This window comes from Paenibacillus sp. FSL K6-2859, assembly GCF_038008265.1.
Lineage (GTDB): Bacteria > Bacillota > Bacilli > Paenibacillales > Paenibacillaceae > Paenibacillus_AQ > Paenibacillus_AQ nitricinens.
This window is the reverse complement of record NZ_JBBOYU010000001.1, coordinates 2,059,699-2,086,183: the sequence shown is the minus strand read 5'-3', so window position 1 is coordinate 2,086,183 and position 26,485 is coordinate 2,059,699. Positions and strand designations below refer to the sequence as shown.

Annotated in this window: 23 protein-coding genes; 4 read left to right on the top strand and 19 right to left on the bottom strand. The window is 42.3% G+C overall.

The genetic code is table 11. The features are described 5' to 3' along the window. Positions 1-461: 461 nt before the first annotated feature. Complete coding sequence (locus MHB64_RS08950) at positions 462-1,211, bottom strand: HAD family hydrolase (RefSeq protein WP_341134179.1); 750 nt, start codon at positions 1,209-1,211, stop codon at positions 462-464. A 79-nt stretch (positions 1,212-1,290) separates the two neighbouring features. On the opposite strand from MHB64_RS08950, the gene MHB64_RS08945 reads away from it, so the two are divergent. Then, positions 1,291-1,980: a Crp/Fnr family transcriptional regulator gene (locus MHB64_RS08945; protein ID WP_341134178.1), complete on the top strand. Its 690-nt coding sequence runs from the start codon at positions 1,291-1,293 to the stop codon at positions 1,978-1,980. 648 nt (positions 1,981-2,628) lie between these two features. On the opposite strand, the gene MHB64_RS08940 is transcribed toward MHB64_RS08945, so the two are convergent. From MHB64_RS08940 to MHB64_RS08925, 4 genes are all read right to left on the bottom strand, one after another. Further along, positions 2,629-4,560, bottom strand: a complete 1,932-nt coding sequence (locus MHB64_RS08940; RefSeq protein ID WP_341134177.1) for a beta-glucoside-specific PTS transporter subunit IIABC — start codon at positions 4,558-4,560, stop codon at positions 2,629-2,631. A gap of 99 nt (positions 4,561-4,659) precedes the next feature. Further along, positions 4,660-6,084 (bottom strand): 6-phospho-beta-glucosidase, encoded by a 1,425-nt coding sequence (locus tag MHB64_RS08935; RefSeq protein ID WP_341134176.1) that lies wholly within the window; start codon positions 6,082-6,084, stop codon positions 4,660-4,662. A gap of 134 nt (positions 6,085-6,218) precedes the next feature. Beyond that, entirely contained in the window at positions 6,219-7,100 is an 882-nt protein-coding gene (locus tag MHB64_RS08930) for an AraC family transcriptional regulator (protein ID WP_094870394.1), read from the bottom strand. A 161-nt stretch (positions 7,101-7,261) separates the two neighbouring features. Then, entirely contained in the window at positions 7,262-8,020 is a 759-nt protein-coding gene (locus MHB64_RS08925) for an AraC family transcriptional regulator (protein ID WP_341134175.1), read from the bottom strand. Between the two features lie 111 nt (positions 8,021-8,131). Here MHB64_RS08925 and MHB64_RS08920 point away from each other — a divergent pair, with 111 nt between their 5' ends. Further along, positions 8,132-10,420, top strand: a complete 2,289-nt coding sequence (locus MHB64_RS08920; RefSeq protein ID WP_341134174.1) for a glycoside hydrolase family 65 protein — start codon at positions 8,132-8,134, stop codon at positions 10,418-10,420. Between the two features lie 20 nt (positions 10,421-10,440). Continuing rightward, a complete protein-coding gene (gene pgmB, locus MHB64_RS08915) occupies positions 10,441-11,130 on the top strand; it encodes a beta-phosphoglucomutase (RefSeq protein WP_094870391.1) in 690 nt (229 codons plus the stop codon). Between the two features lie 131 nt (positions 11,131-11,261). Here pgmB and MHB64_RS08910 read toward each other — a convergent pair whose 3' ends face one another. The 4 genes from MHB64_RS08910 to MHB64_RS08895 all read right to left on the bottom strand — a co-directional run bounded on the left by MHB64_RS08910 (position 11,262) and on the right by MHB64_RS08895 (position 16,825). Next, on the bottom strand, positions 11,262-12,953 hold the full coding sequence (locus tag MHB64_RS08910) for an ABC transporter ATP-binding protein (RefSeq protein ID WP_341134173.1): 1,692 nt from the start codon (positions 12,951-12,953) through the stop codon (positions 11,262-11,264). Positions 12,954-13,049: 96 nt separating this feature from the next. Then, positions 13,050-14,852, bottom strand: a complete 1,803-nt coding sequence (locus MHB64_RS08905; protein WP_341134172.1) for an ABC transporter ATP-binding protein — start codon at positions 14,850-14,852, stop codon at positions 13,050-13,052. Positions 14,853-15,085: 233 nt separating this feature from the next. Further along, complete coding sequence (locus tag MHB64_RS08900; protein WP_341134171.1) at positions 15,086-16,465, bottom strand: MATE family efflux transporter; 1,380 nt, start codon at positions 16,463-16,465, stop codon at positions 15,086-15,088. Further along, on the bottom strand, positions 16,466-16,825 hold the full coding sequence (locus tag MHB64_RS08895; protein ID WP_094870387.1) for an MmcQ/YjbR family DNA-binding protein: 360 nt from the start codon (positions 16,823-16,825) through the stop codon (positions 16,466-16,468). A gap of 206 nt (positions 16,826-17,031) precedes the next feature. Here MHB64_RS08895 and MHB64_RS08890 point away from each other — a divergent pair, with 206 nt between their 5' ends. Continuing rightward, positions 17,032-17,547, top strand: a complete 516-nt coding sequence (locus tag MHB64_RS08890; protein ID WP_094870386.1) for a DUF3231 family protein — start codon at positions 17,032-17,034, stop codon at positions 17,545-17,547. 258 nt (positions 17,548-17,805) lie between these two features. Here the strand turns inward: MHB64_RS08890 and MHB64_RS08885 are convergent, their stop codons facing one another. The 10 genes from MHB64_RS08885 to yfkAB form a co-directional block, all read right to left on the bottom strand. After that, positions 17,806-18,375 carry a manganese catalase family protein gene (locus tag MHB64_RS08885; protein ID WP_042186391.1) on the bottom strand — a complete coding sequence of 190 codons (570 nt, stop codon included), beginning with the start codon at positions 18,373-18,375 and terminating at the stop codon, positions 17,806-17,808. A gap of 50 nt (positions 18,376-18,425) precedes the next feature. Continuing rightward, complete coding sequence (locus MHB64_RS08880) at positions 18,426-18,692, bottom strand: spore coat protein CotJB (RefSeq protein ID WP_094870385.1); 267 nt, start codon at positions 18,690-18,692, stop codon at positions 18,426-18,428. A 3-nt stretch (positions 18,693-18,695) separates the two neighbouring features. Continuing rightward, positions 18,696-18,914, bottom strand: coding sequence for a spore coat associated protein CotJA (locus MHB64_RS08875; protein WP_094870384.1), 219 nt, complete (start codon positions 18,912-18,914; stop codon positions 18,696-18,698). A gap of 209 nt (positions 18,915-19,123) precedes the next feature. After that, a complete protein-coding gene (locus MHB64_RS08870) occupies positions 19,124-20,149 on the bottom strand; it encodes an AI-2E family transporter (RefSeq protein WP_094870383.1) in 1,026 nt (341 codons plus the stop codon). 48 nt (positions 20,150-20,197) lie between these two features. Beyond that, positions 20,198-20,692, bottom strand: coding sequence for a DedA family protein (locus MHB64_RS08865; RefSeq protein ID WP_094870382.1), 495 nt, complete (start codon positions 20,690-20,692; stop codon positions 20,198-20,200). A gap of 7 nt (positions 20,693-20,699) precedes the next feature. Further along, entirely contained in the window at positions 20,700-21,224 is a 525-nt protein-coding gene (gene pssA / locus MHB64_RS08860) for a CDP-diacylglycerol--serine O-phosphatidyltransferase (RefSeq protein WP_094870381.1), read from the bottom strand. Positions 21,225-21,266: 42 nt separating this feature from the next. Further along, positions 21,267-23,021 carry a sensor histidine kinase gene (locus MHB64_RS08855; protein ID WP_094876197.1) on the bottom strand — a complete coding sequence of 585 codons (1,755 nt, stop codon included), beginning with the start codon at positions 23,019-23,021 and terminating at the stop codon, positions 21,267-21,269. Beyond that, positions 23,018-23,698, bottom strand: coding sequence for a response regulator transcription factor (locus MHB64_RS08850; RefSeq protein ID WP_094870415.1), 681 nt, complete (start codon positions 23,696-23,698; stop codon positions 23,018-23,020). The genes MHB64_RS08855 and MHB64_RS08850 overlap by 4 nt, the downstream gene beginning before the upstream one ends. A 163-nt stretch (positions 23,699-23,861) precedes the next feature. Next, positions 23,862-25,190 carry a hemolysin family protein gene (locus tag MHB64_RS08845; protein WP_094870414.1) on the bottom strand — a complete coding sequence of 443 codons (1,329 nt, stop codon included), beginning with the start codon at positions 25,188-25,190 and terminating at the stop codon, positions 23,862-23,864. 51 nt (positions 25,191-25,241) lie between these two features. Continuing rightward, positions 25,242-26,378 (bottom strand): radical SAM/CxCxxxxC motif protein YfkAB, encoded by a 1,137-nt coding sequence (yfkAB, locus tag MHB64_RS08840; protein ID WP_341134170.1) that lies wholly within the window; start codon positions 26,376-26,378, stop codon positions 25,242-25,244. Positions 26,379-26,485 lie beyond the last annotated feature (107 nt).

The window sequence follows — 26,485 nt, the reverse complement described above, 5'->3', positions numbered from 1 at the left end:
TCTCATATATGTTTAAGCAAATGCAAACAGACAACCTCGTATGAGGCTGCCTGGCTACCCTGTATATTCATATTTTCGATTATTCCGAACATCAAATACTTGAACTTGGCTTTTAACGCAAATTTAAACGTTTATTTTCAAGCATATGAAATGTACTCAAGCGTAAAAACTTTCAGGCAAGATCCCCATCGGACTCAGATGACCTTGTTTGCTTCAAAAGATGCCGAAATGAGCTTTTTCGGACTCCAGAGGCGCTATTGAGTTGTTTTTGCGCAAAAACGAGTGCTTTTTGACCACATAACGGCTCCTGAGTCCGAACACTCCGCCAAAAGAAGCAAAATCATAAAATAGCGACTATACAGTCCGCAATCATGGTGCATTCGTAGCTCCATCCATACATTTGCATACGCTTGGTGCATGCAACAATGGCGTCTGAGCTAATGACCACCACTAATCGAAGATCACAGCCCACCCACCAGCTCCATTATTTTTCTAACAATCTCCTCTTCTTCGTTGCTCACTTTTTCCGTTGCCAATTCACTAAGCGCTGCATGATCGCCAACACAAACCGAGTATGCGGATTGTCTAAACATTTCTATGTCGTTAGCATCGTTGCCAAAAGCAATAAATTGCTGCGGTTCTATGCCTGATCGTTGTAGTCCTGTCCATTTGTTTACGCCTTTAGGGCTTATATCAATAATGTCCTCTTGACCATGTTTATAAATCACAACAGGCAATCTATGTAGCTGATCTAATAACTGTTCCCCGTTCAGGCTGCTCAAAAAAACTACTTTTACAATCTCATCTAGCTCAGATGGACTAACATTGTTGGCGAGTTGTTCTGGATCTACATTTCTCCGAATGGGATGGTCGTCGGAACCCGAATACGCATAGTCCCAGTGACTATCAATCAAATAAGTGGCTTCAAATTCTTCGATTAACTCTAAGATACGATCCGAAGTCTGCGCGTCAAAATGTATGGTTGAAATCACCTCTCCACCCTTTGCTATAAACGCACCATTCCCTCCTACCATCGGATAATGATGCATATGGGCAGGTAACACAGGTAATAAATCACGAATAGGTCTGGCTGACGCAAAGATGACCTCATGTCCTTTTTCAATAAGTTCATCCAATGCTTGTACGATTCGTTCACTCAAAGGTTTGCCGCTAAAGTATATCGTTCCATCTAAATCAAAAATAAATTTCATAGTCTGTATCCTCCCCTTTTCTCTATCTTAACGAGTTCATATATAATGGAAAGGACCGATGTCCAAAAAGGAGTACGCAATGAAATCTATTCATGATCCAAATCTTATATCACATTACATTACACAATTTAATCTAGACGCAGTTTTCCCTGAATCAATGTATTCTTTGATCCAAATACGTGTTTACGAGCAGAATGAGATCATTTTGCGTGAGGGCGATGAGCTGGACGGAATTTATTTTCAAGTGGAGGGACGGACTAAGGTTTCTTCCAGTGTGGGGACAGGAAAATCCTTGTTATTACGTTTCTACTCACCCTTGTCTTTATTTGGAGATATTGAGTTCGTGCAAGGGGTTATGATCCAGTCACTAGTAGAAGCCGAACATCAAACCACCCTCTTATTTATCCCGAAACAAAAGGTTGAGTCCGACCTAATGGATAATCACAGTTTTAAAGACTTATTGCTAAGACATCTATCTTACAAGCTTCTAACCTGCACATCCGCCTCACGAACGAACTTACTTGGTGCTGTAGAGGAACGACTCGCAAGTTATTTATTAACGATACAGCTTCAACGGGAGTTTGGAAAAGAAATTCAAACGCCATATATCCCAGATATAGCCTCTTTGATTGGGACTACTCCCCGCCATTTAAACCGTGTTATTCAGCGACTCACCGACATGGAGATCTTATATAAAGTTAAGCAAGAAATTGTCGTCCTCGACTGGGAGCGTTTGGATGAAATGTCTAACGGAATACGGTATGAGTAGGAACACTGTTAATCATTCCAATCATCAACTGTGGTAACTGCATAATCGAAGATATAAGGATCGATGTCATCCTAAACGGAAATCGATCCTCTTCTCTTCTCTTCTCTTCTCTTCTCTTCTCTTCTCTTCTCTTCTCTTCTCTTCTCTTCTCTTCTCTTCTCTTCTCTTCTCTTCTCTCCTCTCCTCTTCGTACCAGGGTATGTAAAGTTAGATTGCCCGTACCTGTGTAGCAGCCCCCAGTTGCACTTTATACATCTAAAAGCTCTCTATCCAACGCTATCACCCATTTAGTTGCACATTGTACAATTATTTAATCGAAAATGAACAGAATGGAGTGAGATCGGGACTTTTAGTTGTACGAATTACACTTATTAATCGAAAATAGTAGGCACACCCTCATATAGTTGTACTTTTTACAATTAAAATTGCCCATCAGTACCAGTGAAACAATTAGGGTTCAGACAAACCGCTAGAATGCACACTGAAATGTCAGGAGCTCCCCCCCAAGGGGCAAATCCTGAAACAGGTGCTTACGGATGTATGATGTGATGTATACGGAAAGATTAACTTTAGCAGCGACACCTCCTCCAGTAAACAAAGCAAAGAACCGATCCTTAAAAACCGGATCGGCCCTATCACTTCCTATTATTAACGTGTAACCAAGGCCAACTTTTCGTTTATCTTCACAGAAGTCCCCGCCTGATTTATGACTTTTGTCGTTTCGGTCGTATTCGTAATGATGATCGGTGTAATAATGTTGAAGCCTTCACGGCGGATGCTTTCCAGATCAACTTCCATCAAGATGTCACCTGCATTCACCGTATCCCCCGGCTGAACCCGAGTATTGAAGTATTTACCTTTCAGCTTAACTGTATCTATCCCCACATGAATCAGTACTTCTGTACCATCATGGCCTACTATCGCAATCGCGTGCTTCGATTTCGCCAGGGTAGCTACTATACCGCCAATAGGTGAAGCTACCTGCCCGGAGGATGGCTCAAGTGCCAACCCTTTTCCCATCGCCTCACTTGCGAACGCCTCATCCGGCACTGCTGAGAGCGGCAATACCTTGCCTGACATAGGACTAGTCAACAATGCGGAATTAACCTTGTCCGTTTCTATAGCACTGGAGTTTACTTCAATGGTCCCTGAATCTTGCACAGGATTGTTTCCGGACTCCTGAGCAGCATCAGCTGCAACCAGCGTATTATCTTCAACATCTTTGAAGCCGAACATGAGAGACAGCAGAAACGCTGCGACAAAAGAAACGACAATCATAATCACACCATAAATAATGTTTGTAGTTCCTCTTTCACCGGAAAAAGCAAGCAGAGCCATAATATTGTTCTGCGGAACATATAGAGTTACATGTACAATCCCCGCGAAGCAGCCTGCGATGCCCGCTGAGATAGCGGCGGCTAACATCGGTTTCTTCAACTTCAAGAGTACACCATACAAAGCTGGTTCGGTGATGCCCATCGTGGAAGAAATCCAAGAAGCGGAAGCTAATTGCTTCATCGACTTGCTCTTAGAGCGAATGGCAACGGCTAACGTAGCTCCAGCCTGAGCAAGGTTCGCACAAATCTGAGCTACCAGAATTAAGGCTTCCTGCCCGGTAGCTGCAAAGGCAGAGATGAATATTGGTGTAAGCGCATGGTGCATCCCAGTCATAACAATGAACGGGAAAGCAGCAGCAAGGAGAGCTACCATGACAAAACCGAGCGTGCCTTGCATCAATTCAATCACATAAGCCAGTCCTTGTCCGGCATAGTTCCCCAGCGGTCCGACAACGATTAGCGCCAAAGGTGCGCTGATCAACAATAGCAGCGTTGGATTTAACAGGATTTTCAGCATATTAGGAACGATTCGATCTATATATTTCTCAATATAGGACATCATCCATACTGTCAACAGGACAGGAATGACTGAGGCTGCATATATGACAGGTGAAACCGTTATCCCCAGGAAGGAGATTGGATCCTTAGAAGCCACCCAGGAAGAGAAGTTAGGATGGAGTAGAACACCTGCGACGATAACTGCAACTGAAGTATTGACTTTGAATTTCCGGGATGCACTAACCGCTAACAGAATCGGCATGAAATAGAATGCAGCATCCCCGATAATATCCAAGATTCGATAGGTGTCTGCTTCTGGTGACATCAGATCGAAGGTGGTCAACAGCGACAGAATGACCTTGATCATCCCTGCAGCCGTTAACGCCGGAATCATTGGTGTCATACAACCGGTAATCGTATCAATGATCCGGCCTAGGACTCCTTTGGTTTTACCGTTCCCTGGAGACTTACCGGAACCACTTTCATCTGCACTTTGCACATTAAGATCAATAATTTCTTTATAGACCGCATTTACTTCATTGCCGATGATGACCTGATATTGATCAGATGTTACGTTTACTCCCGCTACCGCTTCCATGCCGTTCAACTGTTCCTTGTCGGCTTTATCATTGTCTTTTAAACGGAACCGCAAGCGAGTCATGCAATGCTCCAGGTCAATGATGTTTTCCTTCCCGCCGACGAGAGATATGATTTGTTCCGCGATTTGTTTGTAGTCTTTTTTCATATGGTCTTCCCCCTTAACCGTTTTCATTCGAGCCCTTTGAAATTAACGGAGCCGCAAGTCCTCTTCCAGAGGACCGCTGCTACGTATATAGAGACCTCTCTAGAGGCACTCACCATTTGATTCAATCACCTTTTTATACCAGTCGTAACTGGCCTTTTTATACCGTTTAAAAGTACCCTTGCCATAATCATCAGCGTCCACATAAATAAATCCGTAACGTTTGGACATTTTGCCTTCACTTACACTGACCAAGTCGATGCAACCCCATGACATATAACCAATAAGCTCGACTCCATCCTGTTCTACGGCATCCTTCATATTGCGTAAATGATCGGATAGGTATTCAATTCGGTAATCATCTTGAACATGAAAGTCCTGATCTGGTTCATCAGCGATTCCAAGGCCATTCTCGACAATAAACAACGGAATCCGGTAGCGATCATATAATTGATTCATTGTTATACGAAGTCCAATCGGGTCTATTTGCCACACACTTCCACTTGGTGGTAGATAAGGATTCTTCACCGTCTCAAAACCATTCGTACGACGAGTCTCCAGTCCTTCCGTGGATGCTGCCGTACAAGCGCTTGAATAATAGCTGAAGGAGACAAAGTCTACTGTATGGTTCTTCAGAATTTCAAAATCCTCCGGTTCTGTGTGAATGTTGATCTTGTGCTTAGCAAAATACGGTGCGATATAATTTGGATATTTGCCGTATACCTGCACATCGGAGAAGAACAGTGTATGTTTGTCACTTTCCAGAGAAGCGAATACATCCTCCGGCTTACACGTATATGGATACGTTTTTCCAGCTGCTAGCATACAGCCGAACTTGATGCCCGGAACCATTTGCTTGCCCGCTTCCACGGTCAGAGCGTTAGCCAGAAGCTGATGATGCGCAGCCTGATATTTTTTCTCAAGCTTGTTATCTTCCGCTGTAAAGGTTAAGCCCCCGCCTATAAAAGGAATATGCAAAACCATATTCATCTCATTAAAAGGGATCCAATATTTTACTCGGTGCCCAAATCGGTTAAGCAGCGTCTTAGCGTAATTTACGTAAAAGCCAACCACTTGGCGGTTTGCCCAGCCCCCATAATGTTCCACCAAATGCATCGGCAAGTCAAAGTGAGAGATCGTAATCACTGGCTCAATGTTGTATTTCTCAAGCTCGTCCAATATGCTCTCATAAAATGCGAGGCCTGACTCCAGCGCAGTAGCTTCATCCCCATTCGGAAATAGGCGCGGCCAAGAGATAGAGAATCGGAAAGAATTGATGCCCATTTCCGCCAGCAATGCGATATCCTCTTTGTAATGTTCTCGGAAATGAATCCCGGTATGGCTCGGATAATGTTGGCCTTCTTCTGTAAAAATATTATCTTCGTCCATCATAACGTCTTTTAAACGACGGTCATTCATAGGCAGTACGTCAAAATTAGATAGACCTTTTCCATCCTCTAAATACGCACCCTCGGTCTGTATAGCCGAAATAGCGCCGCCCCACAAGAAATCTCGGGATAATTTCATGATAAAACCTCCAAGTTGCTAACAATTTGTAAATGCTCTCATTGATGAGCACACAGCCTGTTTTCTTTAGTTGCCTATGCCTATAATAAGGCTTGCTACGAAAGATTGAATCCCTTGATTTTGTCAAATTGTTCTCATATTTGGTCCTGTCCAAAGGCACCTTTGATGGTTGAGCTTTTATATTGCAGAGGCGCAATTCCAATACTTTCCTTAAACAAACGATAGAAGGTCTTAGTACTTCCGAAGCCCACCTTGCCGGCGATCTCCGTCACAGGATCATCTTCATTGAGGAGAATCCATTTCGCTTTATCAATCCGATATTCGTTCAAAAAGGTGACAAAAGTTTTGCCGGTATGCTTCTTAAAGAATTTTGTGAAATACGATGGGGTGAAGCCCAGAATTTTGGCAGCATCCTCAAGTTTTATAGGATGGGTATAGTTTTTCTCCACATACTGGAAGACCATGGACAACTGCTCAAGAATTTCACGGGAATAAGGCTTATTGCTGACCATACGCGGTTTAAAATGATCCAGTTCGCGATACATCACAGTGATCAGCTCACATAAAAGGCTTTTAATGGCATATGCGTAACCGATCTGCTGCGTCTTGCCTTCCTGATATAGCTCATTCAATAACTGAAGAATCTTTTTCTGAACCTCTGGCCGCCAGTACGTGGAATACGGTTCAATTGAGGCAAACAGCTCCTTCAGCGTAAAAGGTGTGTTGTTCAGAATCATCACGTCCTGAAAAAAACTAAGGTCAAATTGGAAGACCAGCCGCTCACTTTTAGGTGAAGCCATCACATAATGAATGTCTCCACCTTTGATGAAGACGAACTCATTTTCTTTGAGCTGCATCGGCTGGTCATTTACTCCAAGGTTCACTTTTCCTTTTACAATCCAGATAATCTCCATTTCCTTGTGCCAATGCGGTGTAGTCAATATATTGCCATCGTTCTCAATACAGCGGTACGGAAAGGCTTTATCCAGTCGTGGGAATTCCAAATAAATGGCCATCTTATCATCTCTCTAACTTAATTTAGTGGATTAATAATCTCATTTATCACGGATAAAGGCGAGTTTGGCTATTGAAGCTGAAACGTAAAAAGAGCTATCCAGTACCCAACCAGGGAAGCATGGACAGCAAATTTTAGGGATCATTAATGATTCCATTTCTCTCATTTCGTAAGTGCTCCACCGTCCCGGCGAAACTGCTTGGGGGTCAGGCCAGTGTATTTTTTAAATAACTGTGTATAGTAACTTTGGCTGCAAAATTTAAACATTAAAGCGATTTCGGAAATAGACTGATTCGTATGAATGAGGATCGACTGCGATTCCTCAATTCTACGCCGGTTGATAAATTCCGTGAGCGGCATACCCGTTTCACGCTTGAAGCGGTCGGACAAATAACTGGGATGCACACCGACATGTCCGGAAATCAAGCTAAGGTTCAAATCTTGAAACAGATGCTCGCGTATAAAATATATGGATAGATTGACAATATGTGAATAGTGAAGGTTCTCCTTCTGCTGCCGCATCACTGTGATGAATTGCAGGACCATTTCATATTCATATCGATGAAGTGCATCAAGCTCCGTCGAAGCTTCCACTGCACGGATGAACGTATCACTCAGCTGAAATGCTGTCTCAGGGTCAACACCACCGCGGATAATCGCACGTGTAAACAAGGTGCAGGATGCAATCATAGCGTTTTTCTTGGAGCGCAGCGGATATCGGGCTAGCGTAGCGGCTTCCATTGCGTTAATTCTATGCAGTGCTTCGAGTGCCCGGTTCTCGTCTCCCAGTCGGATAGCTTCCAAAAGCTCATGTTCATAATCCAGCGGAGGATGGACAAATCCCTCTGTCAGATCCACAGAACGTGTGGACCAATATTCCGGTAGTTTATGTTGTCCTTTAAATCCTTTAAGTTGATCCATACTTGTTAACCTCACCTAAAAATTTTGATAATATGCTAAATAATTTAGTATAATCTTAGCTCTTTCGGACTTAAAATTCAATTCATAACCATCAAGGGAGGAAACACTAGCATGAGCTGGAGCATTGCTAATCAAGGGTTATCAGCAGATACCCTGCTAAATTTGGAAAGTATTTTTGCGCTGGGGAACGGATATTTGGGCGTGCGTGGAAATTTTGAAGAAGGCTATTCCGATAATGAAATCCGCAGTATCCGCGGTACGTATTTGAACGCTTTTCACGATGTGATTGACATTCCCTATGGGGAGAAGCTGTTCGCCTTTCCAGGGACCCAGCAAAAACTAGTTAATATTATTGATTCCCAAGAGATAAATATTTATATAGGCGAAGATAAGGAGCCCTTTGCACTTACTGAAGAGAGTGTGCTTGCTTATGAGCGTAACCTCCATATGGACAAGGGCTATTCGGAGCGTAAAATCCACTGGAAATCCCCCTCCGGTAAAGAACTCAAGCTGCATTTCCGGAGACTCGTTTCTTTTACTACCCGGGAGCTATTTGCTATTCATCTTACACTTGAGCCTGTTAATTTCAGTGGTCCAATTCAAGTTGTATCCCGTGTAAACGGCGATGTTAGTAATTATACGAATCCGAATGATCCACGTGTAGCAGCTGGCCATGCCAAACGCCTAAGTGTAGTAGCGTCTGATGTTCGCGGTGAATATATATGCCTGGAGAATAAGACGATGGCTTCCGGTCTGCGGACCTCCTGTGTCACCCGTCATGAATGGGACGGTGATTGGCTGGTTGAAACTCTAGCTGGAGAAACCGATGCTACAGTGACAGCAACTGCATCTATATCCGGTCCGATGTCTATGACCAAATGGAATGTTTATACGGATACACTACGCCATGAACAAGGTCTTGTAGATAGAGGAATTCAGGTACAGGAATCACTCCAGAACCGTTCCTTTGAAGACATGCTGGAACAGCAGGAGCAATATTTAGCTGACTTCTGGAAGCGTTCCGATGTAGGGATTGAGAATGACTCATCACTTCAGGAGGGGATACGGTTCAACCTTTATCAGCTGCTGCAATCAGCCGGACGCGACGCGCACAGCAATATCTCTGCCAAAGGTTTATCCGGAGAAGGATACGAGGGTCATTATTTCTGGGATACGGAAATTTACATGTTCCCTGTGTTCCTGATGACTTCTCCTGACTTGGCCCGACAGCTCCTATTGTACCGGTACTCCAAGCTGGAGGAAGCAAGGGATCGTGCTAAAGAGATGGGCCATGCCCAAGGTGCATTGTTCCCATGGCGGACGATTTCGGGTACAGAATGTTCCTCCTTCTTCCCATCCGGCACAGCCCAATATCATATCAGCGCGGATGTAGCCTACAGCTATATCCAATATCATCTCGCGGAAGAAGATGACGCCTTCTTGCTCCAATACGGCGCAGAGGTGCTATTTGAGACGGCGCGGTTGTGGATGGAAATCGGTCATTTTTACGAAGGTAAATTCCACATTGACGAAGTAACCGGTCCAGATGAGTACACTTGCCTGGTGAACAATAACTATTACACTAATGTAATGGCTAAACATAATTTAAAATGGGCAGCGCGCAGTTTCGCTCGACTTCAGGAGTATGACAAGGTTGCATTTCAAGCACTATGTATCCGTCTGCATGTTACTGAACAGGAAGCGGATAGCTGGCTGAAAGCAGCGAATGCCATGTTCCTCCCTTACGACGAGAAGCTGGGCATTAACCCGCAGGATGATACTTTCTTACGTAAAGCGGTCTGGGATTTCGAGAACACACCACCGGAGAAACATCCGCTGCTGCTGCATTACCACCCGCTTACCCTGTACCGTTATCAGGTCTGTAAGCAAGCGGATACCGTACTGGCTCATTACTTGCTGGAAGACGAGCAGTCGCTAGAAACCATACGCAAGTCATATGATTATTATGAGCAAATCACTACCCATGACTCTTCCCTGTCTTCTTGCATATTCAGCATTATGGCCTCGAAAATCGGGTATAAGGACAAGGCGTATAACTACTTTATCGAGACTGCTCGGCTGGATCTCGACAATACACATGGAAACACCAAAGATGGATTACATCTCGCCAATATGGGTGGAACGTGGATGGCTATTGTGTACGGTTTTGCCGGAACACGACTCAAGGAAAATGGCTTATCGCTCGCTCCGTCCCTACCTACTGGCTGGCAGAAATACAATTTCCGCCTCACCTTCCGCGGGCGTCTCATTGCTGTAACCATTCGCGAGGAAGGCGTGGAGCTTGAATTGCTAGAGGGTGAAGCACTGGATCTAATTCTCTACGGCCATTCGGTGACTCTGGGCAACGACAAGCCAGTAACTCAAGCACTACAAGCCTAATTCATAAGGAGCACAATACAATGAATGCAACCTCTCAAATTCAAGCCGTAATCTTTGATCTGGACGGCGTTATTACCGATACCGCAGAATATCATTATCAGGCTTGGGGTATGATTGCGAAAGAGCTGAGCCTCCCGTTCACCCGAGAGTTCAATGAGAACCTCAAAGGTGTATCGCGCATAGCCTCTCTGGAGTTGCTACTTGGACAAGCGACAACTCTGCACACCTACTCTCCCGAAGAGATGGAGGAGATGGCGAACCGCAAAAATGAGTTTTATCAGCAACTCATTAAGCAGTTAACCCCGGCCGATGTGCTGCCTGGTATTTCTGAATTGCTCGCCGAGCTGAAGAACCACGGAGTGAAGACTGGCATTGCCTCCGCTAGCAAAAATGCCTTTACTGTTATCCGCCTTCTAGGTATGGAGAAAGACTTCGGAGTTATTGTAGATGCAGCCAAGCTTGCCCGCAACAAACCAGACCCGGAAGTGTTCCTGACCGCCGCCGATGCGCTTGATGTAGATCCGCAATTTTGCGTCGGGGTCGAAGACGCAGTCGCCGGGGTAGAAGCGATCAAAGCGGCAGGTATGTTCGCGGTATATATCTCCTTACAGGAGAGCTTGTCCATCGCTGATATGAACTTGAACAACACTGCTGAACTTAACTACTCCGAGCTAAACCAGCAATTCTCTAATAAGAATAGAGTAAGCTAAATAATTGGGTATCCCAGTCTAAATATATGTAAGTTACGAACTAAGCCGGCAAGCTCATAAGGGAAGCTTGCCGGCTTTTGTTTGAAATATGCTTTTCAGAACATCCGCTTCTGATTTCGATTGTCAATAACCTATTGATAATATTTCGCTTGTGCTTTCCACATCGTGCTGTACTCCTGCTGATCTTTCAACAATTGATCATGTGGACCGTATTCACGCAATTCACCATTGTTAAAAAGTGCGATTTTATCGCAGAATTTACAAGCAGATAACCGATGCGAGATATAAATAACGGTTTTATTTGCTGCCAAGAGATTGAAGTTGTTGTACATCTCAAACTCCGCATAAGGGTCTAGCGCAGCTGTAGGCTCGTCCAGAATAAGAATAGGTGACTTTTTGAGTAAAGCTCTAGCAATTGCTATCTTCTGACTTTCACCACCCGAAAAGTCTGTGCCTCTATCATCAAAGATTTTAAATACCTGTGTATCTAGTCCTCTTTCTAAATATTTCATTTTTGCTTCCAATCCTACTTGATTAAGCACTTCTTCCATTTCCTTATCCGATGTTTCGCTATCCTTCACGCATAAGTTGTCTTTGATAGAAAATGAAAATAATTTATAATCCTGAAACACAACACCTAAGATTTTCATATATTCATCGTATTGATAATCTTGAATAGATCTTCCATTCAGAAGAATCTCTCCTTGATCAGGTTCATACAATCGGCACAGCAGTTTAATAAAAGTCGTTTTACCTGCGCCATTTTGACCTACTATAGCTAACTTCTCTCCATTTTTTATGGTCATTGATACATTTTTTATTGAATAGCTCTCGTTTCCCGCATATTTAAAAGACACATTACAAATTTCAATCTCAACATTCATGAGTTTCTCAAGACGCTCTTCTCCGCTTTTCATTGTCGGACTTAGACTTTCAAATTCTCTAAACACCTCAATATATTTACACATTTGTCTAAACTCTACATAGGCATTCATTGCTAACGAAACTTGTGCAGAAAAGCTATTGGCGGCAGAAATATACATAACAAAACCACCCATTTGAATTTCACCTGTAACTACTTTCACAACCATGTAGGTGTAGATAATGACCATTTGCAATTGAAGATTAACACTGGCCAGTCCCTTATATCTCCCCACTTTTTCGTATAGCCCTCCAAAACCACGAACACTTTCATTATGGTAAGTATCCACTTTATTCAGCAAATAAGGAGCCATCCCAAACAAACGGACATCTTTAGCCATGGAAAAATCAACAGCCAGTTTGGAATAATAACCAAATTTCCGATTCAGAGGAGTTAATAATTCATGAAAATTGAATTGAGCTTGCTGCGACTTTCTAAAGATAAAGGTATTAAGTACAATCATCCCAATAATTACCACGATGATTCCAACGTTTAAAGTAGAAACTAAGGCTGTTAATCCCAAAAGGGAGAGCATTGTTTGCAGCAAAGTCTTCATACTAACTAACATTTTACGTATAACATCCTGCTGACGAATGGGAGCAAGCGCCTGTTCTTTAAGATCTAGCACTTTGGAATTTTCTAAACTCTCATAATCCAGATTCATAATATGATTTCCAATATGTAGCTCTAAACTATCCATGACCAAGAAATTGGACAGTTCAATTTGTTTATTTAGGTAACTCTGAAGTAACCCCAAGACAGCATTACCTGCCACCAAAATTCCTATCCAGAGGATAATATTCATTTCGCGGCCGGCCCCCATCAATTCATCAATCAAATATTTGGGAAGGATGATGTTTATAAACGGGAAGATTGCGCTGCATAATGAAGATACCACCATTAGCGGGATGTACGATTTAGACATGGAATGTACCAGCTTCCAAAAGTAGAGGGTCACATGCCAATCCTTTTTCAGCGCAGGGAATGGATTCATAAGCTAGGCTTCACTCCCATTATAATATTGTGCTTGAATCTGATACATTTGATTGTATTTTCCTCTGCGTTCCATCAATTCGCTGTGAGAACCAGCTTCGGAAATCTCTCCTTGCTCCATATACAATATCTGGTCACAGAACCGTGTGCTAGACAACCGATGAGAAATATATAATGCTGTTCTCTCACCGATCATTTCATTAAATCTTGTATACAGGTTGAATTCAGCAATTGCATCAACTGCTGCAGTCGGCTCATCCAAAATAATCAATTCTCCATTCTTATAAAGCGCCCTTGCCAACATCATTCTTTGGTTTTCCCCTCCAGAGAACTCAACACCTTGATCATCCAAAAACTTTTGCATTGGGGTGAGAATGCCTGATTTCAAAGAGGCGACTTTTTCGCTTAGTCCCGCTTTTCCAAGACTGTCATGAATTCTTAAAGCATCAGACTCTCTATGCTCTTTTAGAGAAATATTCTCTGCTAGTGAGAAAGCGAGTACGCGAATTTCTTGAAAAACCGTAGAAAATAATTTCCAATAATCCGTTTTAGCAAACTGTTTGATATTGATTCCATTCAGCGTAATCTCTCCACTATCGGGTTCATACAACCTGCATAACAATTTGATAAGCGTTGTCTTACCAGCACCATTATGACCCACAATAGCAAGTCGTTGATGCGGAGGTATGATGAAGGATATTTTATTAAACACAGGCAAGCTGTTACCAGGATAAGTAAAGGAAACTTCTTTAAATTCTATCGAATAAGGACCTGTTGGGAGTGCATGCATTGCTCCTTCCCCCTGCTTATCATGCGGCTTCTCTAAAAAGTTACGGAGTTCCTCTATGTATAAATTCTGTGTGCGCAGATGGGCTAAATCTTTCATAAATCCCTGAAGAACGCCAGAAAATCCAGCGACAGCAGTTGTGTACATCACAAAATCACCTATAGTTATCCTCTGATGAAGGTAAAGATACGCCAAATAACCATATACAATCCCCTCACGGAACAACCGGATCAAAATATCTAATATTTCACTCTGAAAATAAGAGCTGCTGATAGAGGACTGAATTTTCTGTCTATTTTGAACGCTTGAATGGTATAGTGACACCAATGTATTGTTAAAGGAATTAATCCGAATTTCCTTACCAATAGTAAAGTCTTGCATAATATCCGTATAATACCTTCTCTTCCTCTCCAATTCCGAAAGCTGTTGTTCATGTTCATACTCATAACGTTTAGCACGAAGGGAAAACACATAAGAACACCCAATACTTACAATTAGAAAAACAATAACACCAAAACTTAATCCTCCAATTACAGTTATATAACCCGCAAAAGCAAGAAATCCAGCCAGACTTGCAAAAAATGTATGGAATAGTCCCTGAAATCCATTCTCCACACTTTGTAGGGAACGCTTGGCCTGCTCCATCTGATTAAGATAACCGGGATCTTCTGTATTTTTGAAATCAACATTCATATTTTGTGCAGTGTGGGCGTGGATCTGTTTAAATACAACTTTCATTAATTGAGTTAAACCCAAATTTTGTAGATATCCTGTAAAGTAGCTAATGATAGTCAGTAATAAAAACATCAGTGAAATTAGGAAGATAAACTGCTGAAGTCTTTGCTGTCCGGTCAATTCATCTATAATAAATTTTGGGAATAGGATCAAAAGGAAGGGCTGTATAGCCGAAAGAAGCGTTACAGTTGAGTAATAAATAATGGAACGTCTACTGTTAGTCCAGGATGTGTAGAGGACATAGCCAATGCTGGTACAAGTGGAGGTTAAGGATTTTGTTCTCATTACGGAAAGTTCTCCTTAGTATTTAAAATGTTTCTTGATTACATACATTTTATCAATACTATTATTTGGAAACAGTATGAATAAATTAGTATAAACAGTATTATTTTAGGTGGATTAACTCATGAATTCATGCATCACAAATAAAAAGGTTCTTGATAGCCGAAGCTAGCAAGAACCTTAATCTTTAGTTTCATCCTCAGAACACCGACTTCTAATCGCCATTTCGGGCATTTTCACAGCATTTCAGCTTTATCAGATCTATCTTTAAAAAGCTTCTTTATCGTGAGTCCAAATAAAACACAGCAAGTCAGTGCCGCACAAAAATCAGCAATAGGCTCAGCTATAATCACTGCATCTGTTTTCGGGCTAATAAATGTCGGGAGCAAAAGTACTAATGGAATAAGCAAGATAATCTTACGCAAGATTGCGATAAAAATAGAAACCCGGGCTTGTCCTAAAGCAATAAATACTTGTTGAAACGCTAATTGAATACCAAAAATACAAGTGCCAAGGAAAAATATCTTCATTAATCTAGCCGTCAGAGCCACAAGCTCAGGATTATTGGTAAAAATGATAATGGGCAGCTTCGGAACAAAAATGGCTACGCCCCACATCGACAATCCGAAAGCTGCGCAAAAAACACTGCAATATAAAATAGTGGATTTTACACGTTCGAAATCGCGAGCTCCATAATTATAGCTAATAATAGGCTGTGCCCCTTGCGCAAAACCAGATAACAACGTCCCAAAGATTTGCATCAGCGTGCCCATAATCCCCATGGCAGCAACGTACAGATCGCCTCCAAATTTAGCTAAGGACGTGTTAAATACAATTTGAATTAAACTTTCGGTCGACATCATAATAAACGGAGAAAGCCCCAATGCAAGTACACTTGCAGCTTCTTTAGGTTTAATGCGCATATTCGATAGACGCAAGCGCAGATGAGCTCGTTTAGAGATTAAGAATCCCAATACCCAAATCGCCGAAATAAATTGGGCAATTACAGTTGCCAACGCTGCACCCTTAATGCCCATATTCATCTCAAAAATAAAAATGGCGTCAAGGACGATATTCACAACCGCTCCAATGCATACCGTGAGCATGGCTGTTTTGGCGTATCCTTGTGCTGCAATGAATGGATTCAATCCTAAAGAAATGAGCACCGCCACAGTTCCTAGAAGGTAAATGCTTAAAAAATTGTCGGCTAGCGGCAATGTATCGTGACTCGCCCCGAATAACGTTAAGAATGGCGACTTAAAGATAAGAAACAAAGCAGTTAGGATTATGGATGCCATCAGCAGCATAGTAAAACAACTTCCCAGTAATTCTTCTGCTTTTTTATGTTCTCCTTCGCCCATCTTTATGGAAGCTAGGGGTGCCCCACCAGCTCCTATTAGAGCAGCAAATGCTGAAATCAACATAATAATCGGAAAAGATATACCTATAGCGGATAAGGCTAGCGTCCCCCCCTCCTCCATTCTTCCGAGGAACATCCGATCAACTACACTGTACATGGCATTGATTAGCTGAGCTATAACGGCAGGAATAGCCAATAAGAAAATAAGCTTGGGTATACTTTGCTTGGCAAAACGATCCTTCATTTGATTATTCATTTAATTCAATTCCACTATAGCTTCTCGCAGGCTTTTAGGAAGCTTTTTGACAACCATATCGTAGGAATGGTCTATCATGTCAAAGACATCCGACTCTGACAAGGAACCATCGATCATGATTGAATTCCAGTGTTTTTTGTTCATATGAAATCCCGGTTGAACGCTCTCATGTTGCTCTCTAAGGTTTTCCGCAATGATCGGGTCACATTTTAGATTTAAGCGAACGACCTTCCCTGTTTCCTCAAAAATAAGCGCGAACATTTTATCAGCTACTTTGATGACCAATGGAGTGGGGCCAAACGGATGCTCTTGAGTCGCTCCTTTCTTTTTCAAACAGTATTCGATGATATTATTCTTCAAATCTCTCTCTCCTTCGCTGATCAACAATATGATCATCTCTGCCTTTAACCACGTTTCTTAATTATATCATTTTGTTCAGCTGAGCAGTTTCTGTATAATTTTTTCAGCTTTGAGATAACTCATATTTTTGGAGCAGACGACCGCAACATCTGAACATTTATGGGCATACTACCTACGTTTAAATTTAAATATAAAGGAGCTTTCTTATGACAGGAATTTTAGGTGGCAACCCCAAGGATGAACCCATGCATTATGGAGAGATCTTTAGTGTATGGCAAGCTTCGATGGTAGCAAAGGGCGCCCTTTCGTGTTACCGAGCTTACTTATATCATGCCGGCGACAATGATCTCAAAAAAGTATTAAGCACATTAATTGATCAAGCTGAGCTTGAAATTAGTGAGTGTGATACGCTGCTGGCAGATAACGGGATTGCTTCAGTACCAGCGATGCCGAATAGACCCGAAGTTAAGCTTGAAGATATTCCTATAGGTGCACGATTCACAGATCCCGAGATTGCTGCTAAAATTGCTGCCGATACTGCTACAGGATTGGTAGCTTGTAGCCAGGTTATGGGTCTTTCTATCAGAGAAGATATTGGTGCATTATTTGCAAAATATCACCTAACTAAAGCAGCGATAGGCGTTAAAATCCTCAATTTGAGCAAGAAAAAAGGGTGGCTAATTCCTCCACCACTTCAGGTAAAAAGACCAGCGTCTGAATAAGCCTTAAATTTGTTTAGCTCCTTTCCGTTGCTGGTGCGGAGCTTCTATTTTAAAGCCATTTCTCATTAGTTGATTGCACCCTGAAAAGGCCTTCGATAAATCGGAGGCCTTTTTGGTTGTCCCACAAATTGTTTCTTTTGAATAGGCTAAGCGATAGAAATGGCTAAGCCTGAACCTAAGAAATGCAAAGGGAATGAGAGCTGTATAAATTTAAAAAGAGTAAAGTGACCTATTGGTCGCTTTACTCTTTAGTATCACTCAGAATACCCGCTTCTGATTCCGGTCATCAATAATAATCTGCACGGCTTCTTTAAACCGAATCGCATGGATAATCTCCCGCTCCCGCAGGAACTTGAGGCTATCCTGCAGATCCACATCATCTGTCATGTCAATCAGCCACTGATATGTAGCCCGGGCCTTTTCTTCCGCTGCAATGTCCTCATACAAATCTGCCAGTGGGTCACCCTTAGCTTGAATATAAGCCGTCGTAAACGGTACGCCTGAGGCATTATTATAGAACAGGGCATGATCATGCGCGGCAAAATGAGGACCTAATCCAGCTTCCTCTAATTCGCATACCGACGCGTCCTTTGTCAGCTTGTAGATCATGGTAGCAATCATTTCGAGGTGGGCGAATTCTTCTGTAGAAATATCGTTCAAAACGCCAATAACTTTATCCGGTATCGTGTATCTTTGATTCATATAGCGCAGGGCTGCGGCCAGCTCGCCGTCTGCTCCTCCGTATTGCTCACTTAAATAACGCGCCATCCGGATATCACATTTGCCGACCCGTACCGGATATTGCAGCTTCTTCTCATATATCCACATTCGGGAACTTCCCCTCCTCTAGAAACTTAGTTCTTTACAGTACACACTTCTTATACCTGCCAAGGCCAAGGCGTCTGATTCCATTCCCACGGACATTTCGAATAAGCGCGGCCAAAATTCTGCAGCGGACCATATAATTCCTGAAATTGATTCGCTAGCTTGGTACGTTCCTGAGTCAGCTGATTAAATTGTTCAATACTTCTCAAATCATCAGGATGAGTATTTAGATATAAGTTCAACTCCACTAAGGCAAAGTCAAGTGTCTGCAGCTGCTCAAGCAATTCATAATAACGTTGATCGCAAGGATTTGCCTCCATAATCTATTTTCCTCCTCCTTTGCACTTGGATTCATACGGACTGTAAAATGCTGGCCATAACGTGCCATACCTTAGAGCCTCCTGCAAACTAAACTGAGGTAAATCTGGCGGCTGAAAATTAACAAATTGATTGGGTGGAACTACATAAGTCTTAAACGGCACCGGCGGGCAAGGATCAAATGGGCCCCTAAAGGGGGTGTACCTCCGTACCTGTGATTCCATCTTTTCGTACCTCCTTTGTTCCTGTTCCTTTTTTGAAGACTCTGAACATAGCTTCCTTAGCTAACTTATGACAGCAGAACACAATATAAAACGTTATTTACAAAAAAAGCTCCCAGGCTTGTACTTTTCGTGTAATTACACGACAAATAAGCTGCCTTCGGAAAAGTACCGAAAACAGCTTGTAACTTGGATCATATTGAGTATTAAGATCAAGACTTCACTTTTTCGGACGACTCTTCGTGGGTAATCTCAAGGATATCCAACATAAATACAAAGATGGGAATACCAAGAAGAAGTCCCCACACACCTATATAATGCTCAGAAAACAACAACACGATAAAGGTGTAGAACATCGGCAAATTCATTTTTGTAGACATCAACTTAGGATTCAAGAAATAGCCTTCGATAAAATGCAATACCGCAATAATCCCCAGCACATAAGTGACTGTTGTCAGACCACCGATGTTGTAGCCGATGATTAAGAGCGGAATGAGCGAAATCAAAAAACCAACCACCGGAATGAGACTGAGCAGAAAAATCAAGATCGAAAGGGCAAATAAATATGGGAAGTTAAGCAGCCACAAGCCAATTACAGTAAGACAGGTGTTGAACATGGCAATGAGAATTTGTGCTTCAATTACTTTCCCAAAGGAAACGATGAATTTTCGGCTGAAATACTCCAAATCTATATAAAACCAGGCAATCCGGCTCTCTCTCATCCTAGAAGTGAAACTGACTACCCGGTTCTTCTCCAGAATAAACACAAAACTTAGAATGGTCGATATAACAAATGTCGCACCCCAGTTGCTAACCTTCAGCACATAATCGATACCTCTTTTGATGTAGGACTGATAGTTAAGGTCCCTGAACATATCATACAAATACAATGTAATCTTGTTCTGCGGAAGATCTTCTGATTTGAGATTGGTAAGGAAGATGGTTAATTGCTTAATCTGTTCCAATACTTTAGGGAGATATTTAGCAAGGGCCAGTACAATCACTGCGATTAAAGCGAGGTATAAAATGACAATAATCACCTTACTGTTAACCTTCATAAATTTACCGATTTGTTTACTAAGCAATGTCTGAAAGCTGTTCATGACAAAAGCAATCAAAAACGTCAGCAACACCAGATTAAGCATCCCTCGAATACTGAACAGCAGCAACCCGATAAGTGCGAGAATAAAAAAACGCCTGGTGGTTATATTCGCGTAGAATCGCTTCAATACATTCATAGATCTTGCTCCATTCAATTGCGATTAATATTGCTGATCATCCATTGGCTATAAAAAGGAAAACCTTGCCCCCACAAAAAAGCCGATGGAAACAAAAAGGAGTGACCAGGTTAGGGCTCCTGCAGTCGTTATGAGTATATATTTTTTGAAAGACATCGCACTGATTCCTGAGATATAGCTTGATACATGCCTCAGACCGGGAATGAAATAGGCAATGAAAATCGCCCAGTTGCCGAACCGCAAAAACCATCTTTTCATACTGGCAAAACGCTTGGGTGTAAGTCCAACCCACTTGCCGAATTTTTCTACCACAGGTTGCCCTAGTCTTAAACCAATGGTATAGCTGATAAGCATTCCTGTGATAGATCCCATGAAACAAACCAATACAGAAAGTGAAAAGTCCAAAACCATAACGGATGATAAATAGCCTACAAACAGCATTAACACCTCATCCGGTACAGGAAGTCCGATAATCCCAAGTGCCATAAGGGCAAATATGGCTAAATATCCGTACTGCGAAATGATCTCAATAATCCAAGGCATGGGTGTATCACTTCCTGTTGAAGGATTTTTTAAGTGACGGAAATGGGATACGACTGACCATCATTACGGACAGTATTGCCATTAATACGATGACTAGTCCTGGTTTCATGCGTTCATCTAGTAAAGAAATCATCGACAGAATGACTCCAGCAGCAGTAATGGGCATCCCCACGAACCCTTTGGAAGGCGCCGACAGATTAAATCTGGCCAAACGAAGTGCACCACAGATCAAAAAGAAAACTGAAGCTGCAGGTCCAATCCAGTGAGCATCTTCTAACCTATACAATAAGATAAGGAAGGTTGGCGCTAAACCAAATGATATAATATCCGCCAATGAGTCCAATTGTTTACCGAATTCACTGGTACATTGCAGTATTCTTGCCAGTAATCCATCGAGTACATCGCATATTGCCGCAAACAATATCATTAATAAAGCCAGGCTGTATCGTTCTTGAACCGTGAAATACAAAGATAGTGATCCAAGCCCCAAGTTTCCAAGTGTGCACATTGAAGGCAACCAATTCAATTTCATACGGTTTCACCCCTTTCATTGTAGTATTTTTTGTAGATCCGTTTAACCTTCAAAGGTCACAGTAAAGCTGACGCCGTTCTCCGTATTTTTCACTGTATAAAGACAAGCGTGCATATCTAGTATTCGCTTCGCAATGGAAAGCCCCAGACCTGTACCACCCGTCATTCGACTGCGAGACGGCTCAGACCGATAGAACCGTTCCCAAATTTGCTCTAGCTGATCTTCGGGGATGGATTCTCCTATATTTTGAACTGTGAATACAATAGTCTGGGCATGACTCTCAATATTGACAGTGATAGAACTTCTTTCTTCCGCATGTCTGATAGCATTGGTCATAAAATTCAGCACAACTTGTTCGATCCAGTTCATATCAGCATATATTGGTAATTCGTTCGCAGGAATAATGATGACCTCCAAATGTTTTTCACTCAGCAAGTGAACCAGCTTGTCCGTCACCTTTTCCGTCAGTTCACTTAACATGAAGGAAGTTTTCCGAAGTTTAATCGTGCCCGACTCCAACCGAGCTAGATCTAGCATGTTTTTAACAAGAAACTCCATTTTATCTGCTTCCTCAATAATCACCTTAATGTAGTGATCCTGCTTTCCGGCGCTAACACCGTCTTCTAATCCCTCCGCAAAACCTTTGATAATACTGAGCGGTGTCTTCAATTCATGGGAGGCATTAGCAAAAAAGTCCTGCTGCATGATCTCCATTCTTTGTTTCTGCTCCATATCCTCAACCAGCTGCTGGTTGGCCTCTCTTAACTCTCGTAAAGCAGAATCCAGACTTAGTGATAAAGTAAACATGCTATTAGAAAGACTGCCTAGCTCATCCTTCTGCCGAATCGATGTATCCCCTGTAAAGTCCAGAGAAACCATCCGTTTGGCTATGTTGTTTAACTTAATTAGCGGACGCGTGACCATTTTCGAAAAAAAGAGAGAAAGAACCAAAATCAGAACAATACCGCCTATTCCCAGATATAAAAAGAACCAACGCAACGCCTCGTTCGAATCCTTGACTTCCTGTAATGAGGTAACTGTGAATAGTAGTTCAATTTCTCCGTTACTTTGCTTAAGGGGCATGATAATCACAGAATTACGACTCCCACTCCAGGGAGCAATCCAGTCTTGCTTCTGCAATTTCAAATTTTTGAAGTCGTCTATCTGCGCCGGCGTCAAAGGAAACCATTCCTCTAGAGCCTCAAACAGTATGCCTTGGCGTGGATTCCATATTTTCATATCAGGCAGTACAATTTCTGCAACTGTACCAGATGCATGAATCATCCCGGTTTCTTCCGTCTCCCCTATTGTCCCGCTCCCTTTTTTTGTAATACTTATAGGGTAGAGTATAACGGGTGAAGAACTGTCTTCATCCAGAAGTTCACCTTCAACGCTCAACTGATCATCTACTTTTATGTTTGCTGCTCTAAGCGCATCCCCGTACTGATTCATGAATAGGGATAAAGAAACAACCATACTCTTTCCATCATCATCAATTAACTTTATATGAAATGGATCTTCCGAATTCATTTTTCCATCCAGCTTCAAAATAACCATTTGTGTTTTATTCCGCAGCATAAACCGAACGAGCTCCTGGGAGGTTCGAGTGCTTCCCCACGGCTCGCTTATATATCTTGCAGCAAAGCTCTTAAGATGTTTCTCCACGCGGTTCTCTTTTTGTTTTTGGTAGAAATTATCAAACAATAGCGTTTGGCTTAGAATGACCATCCCATAAAAGCAAAGGAAAAAGATAACAGTCATCACAAACAGTTTAAAAGTAATTCCGCGTCTTCTCATGCCTCTTCCTCAAACATGTACCCTGTACCAATCACCGTACGAATAAACCGAGATTCATACCCCAATTTACTTCTAAGCTTTTTAATATGACTGTCCACAACTCTGGAGTCTCCTTCAAATTCAATTCCCCAAATCCGACTAAGGATCGTATCCCTTGAAATGACAATCCCTTTATTTCGTATTAAAAGCCATAAAAGATCGTATTCCTTAGGGCTAAGCTCCACTTCCGCATCTTCTACCTCTAACCGATGAGCTAAGGTGTTAAACATCGCAGAACCAAATTTTATTATGCTGGATTCAGGCTGATGGGTGCCTTCAACACGCTTCATAAGTGCATTTGCCCGGGCTACCAGCACCTTTGGACTAAATGGCTTTGTAACATAATCATCCGCACCTAATTCAAATCCATAGATCTTGTCTTCATCTGTGGACTTGGCAGTTAACAATATGATTGGTATCGCTGATTTCTCACGAACTTCTCGGCACACTTCAAAGCCATTCATGGCAGGCATCATGATATCCAAAATCAGCAGATCCGGCAGCAGTGAGTCAAACCAAATCAATGCATCTTTTCCATTATCCGCTTCGAGCACTTCCCAATCATTCTGTATGAAATAATCAGACACCAGTTCACGAATACGAATTTCATCCTCAACGAGAAGAAGCTTCTTTTTCAATCTAGACCCCGCTTTCAAATCATTTATAAACATTAGCATAGTCGAACGCTATGTCCTTTATGTGTCCACAAAAAACTCCCCCTGTCATGAGCCATGCAGCTCTAGCAGGAGGAGTTCATTTTATCCCTGATCACCCGGAACAATACGTACTATTTTCAATAGGTTAATCTTTATCCTCGTCTTGTTCTGAAGAGGTTTCTTCATCCTCCACACGCGGTTCGTGATGAATATTAATTCTAGTAATCCGTAGTCTTGTCGATTCCTCTACTTCAAAAACAACATCTTCAACTTTAACTCGTTTACCCTTACTTGGATTACCTTCCAGCTCCTTAAACAACCAGCCACCTATGGAATCCACTTCATCATCTTCGATCACTACACCTGTAAGATCGTTGACATCTTCAATCAACATCCGGCCCTCAACGGAAATATACTCTCCATTACGCTCCACACTTGGACGCTCATCTTCGAACTCGTCATGAAGATCGCCTACGATTTCTTCCAGAATTTCTTCTGCTGTCAGTAGCCCGGCTGTACCGCCGTATTCATCAACAACTAGCGTTAGCTGAGCTTTATTCTTCTGCATAAATCGCAGTGTGTGGCTAATCTCCATCGATTCCGGTACGTTAAGGATCGGTCGAACCAAAGTCGTAAGATCATTCTGCTGCTCAGGTGGAGCAAACAACAGGTCGGTAATATGAATAAAACCGATAATACGGTCCTTATCTTCAAAGGCAACCGGATAACGTGAATGTCTCGTTTCGGTAATGATCTTCATGTTTTCTTCGAGCGAAAGATTACTGTACAGCACATCCATGTCCGTACGCGGCATCATAACTTCACGTGCGAGCAGATCAGAGAATTCAAAGATATTATCCATCAGCTTCATCTCATCTTTATCAATGACACCACTCTTAGCACTCTGATTCATCAGGATACGAATTTCCTCTTCTGAGTGGGCGGCTTCTCCCTCATTCGCAGGCTCAACACCCACTAAGCGAAGCAATGCGTTCGCCGATGCATTCAGTACCCAGATAAAAGGCATGAACAGATTATAGAAGAACATCAGAGGTGCCGAGAGCAATAGCGCAGACCCTTCTGTTCTTTGAATTGCAAGGGATTTCGGTGCAAGCTCCCCAAGTACAATATGTAAAAATGTAATAATTGAAAATCCAATAACAACAGAAACGGTAGAAATCAGAGTACCATCGGTAATTCCCATCTTATACATTAACGGTTCGACGAGCAGCTCAGAAATGGCCGGCTCACCGACCCAACCTAACCCCAGTGAGGCAAGTGTTATCCCGAATTGGGTGGCAGATAAGTACGAATCCAGTTTCTTATTGACCTTGAGTGCATATCCAGCCATTTTATTACCTTCACTGACAAGTTGGGTCAGACGAGACTGTCTGACCTTAACTAATGAGAACTCCGCTGCTACAAAAATACCGTTCAATAATACGAGCACCAGAACAAGCAAAAGATTAAGCATTAATCTCCCAACTTCAAATTCCGTATGCACCACGTTAACAACGCCTCATTTCTACAGATTGATCGCTTTTCTAGTTTTGAAGTCCACTTCCGGATAATACATATCCGCTACTAACAGGTTAGGTCCGCAACAACCAGCTGCATCACAGTAACAGTTTACCTTCTGGTTCAGCGGATGCTTCGTCTGCCAATCGATAAATATATCATCCAATTTTTGGTTATCTATGTTGCCAAAGGCTGCGATATCCGCGAAATCTGTAACAAAAACATCTCCAGTAAACATATTTACGTTCACACGATTCCGACCATCCGGATCATTACGAAGCGTAACATTCTTCTCTGCACGCATTCTACTTAGCAACTTCTGATCTTCTTCCAGGAAGCTACATGCAAAAAACGGAAGCGTGCCGAACAGCATCCATACCTCTGGATCACGCTGGTCCAGTAACGAATGGATCGCAGTCCGCATTTCATTTAAGGACAACACTGGCAGTGCGGAAGCAAAGCTTGAATTGTACATCGGATGAACCTCATGTCGTTTTGCTCCCATGTCAAGAATCAGCTTATGAATTTCAGGCAGCTTAGTGTGGGTACGGTAATTAATCATAGTTTCCGCAGAAATTAACATACCATCCTCATTTAACTGACGAGAGTTCTCAATCATTGTATTATATAACCGGTAAGCGGCTTCCTTGGCAACCGCATGACCACTGTTCGCAAAACCGACTTCATGAAAATCATCACCGTTCACATAATTAAATGAAATATGCATAACGTCCAGATAAGGAAGCAGCTTCTCATATCGGGAATATGGCATTGTCAGATTAGAATTAATTTGTGATCTGATTCCCCGCTCCTTGGCGTACTTCAACAATGGCACAATGATATTATCTACTGTTCCGGCGCGGAACATAGGCTCTCCGCCTGTAATACTAATGGTCTCCAGATGTTCAACTTCCTCTAAACGGTCTAGCATATTCTTAAGGGGTAGCATATCCCCTTCTCTAGAGGTTAGACTATCACCTACAGCACAGTGCTCGCATCGCATATTGCATAAATTGGTTACAGTGAATTCCACACTCGTTAGCACATGGCGGCCATGCTTACGTAGAGAAGTGATTGGATCCCATGGATCGTAACTTGGCGACAGCTCCCTCGGTGAAGATATTAATGGTCTTAAAACATTCATTTGTACTAGCTCCTTTAAATCTTATTCCTATTATTAACCCAAAATCATGAAGAAAGAACGATGACTTACCCTATATCATACCACGTTAGTCAAAAAAACTGCACTTT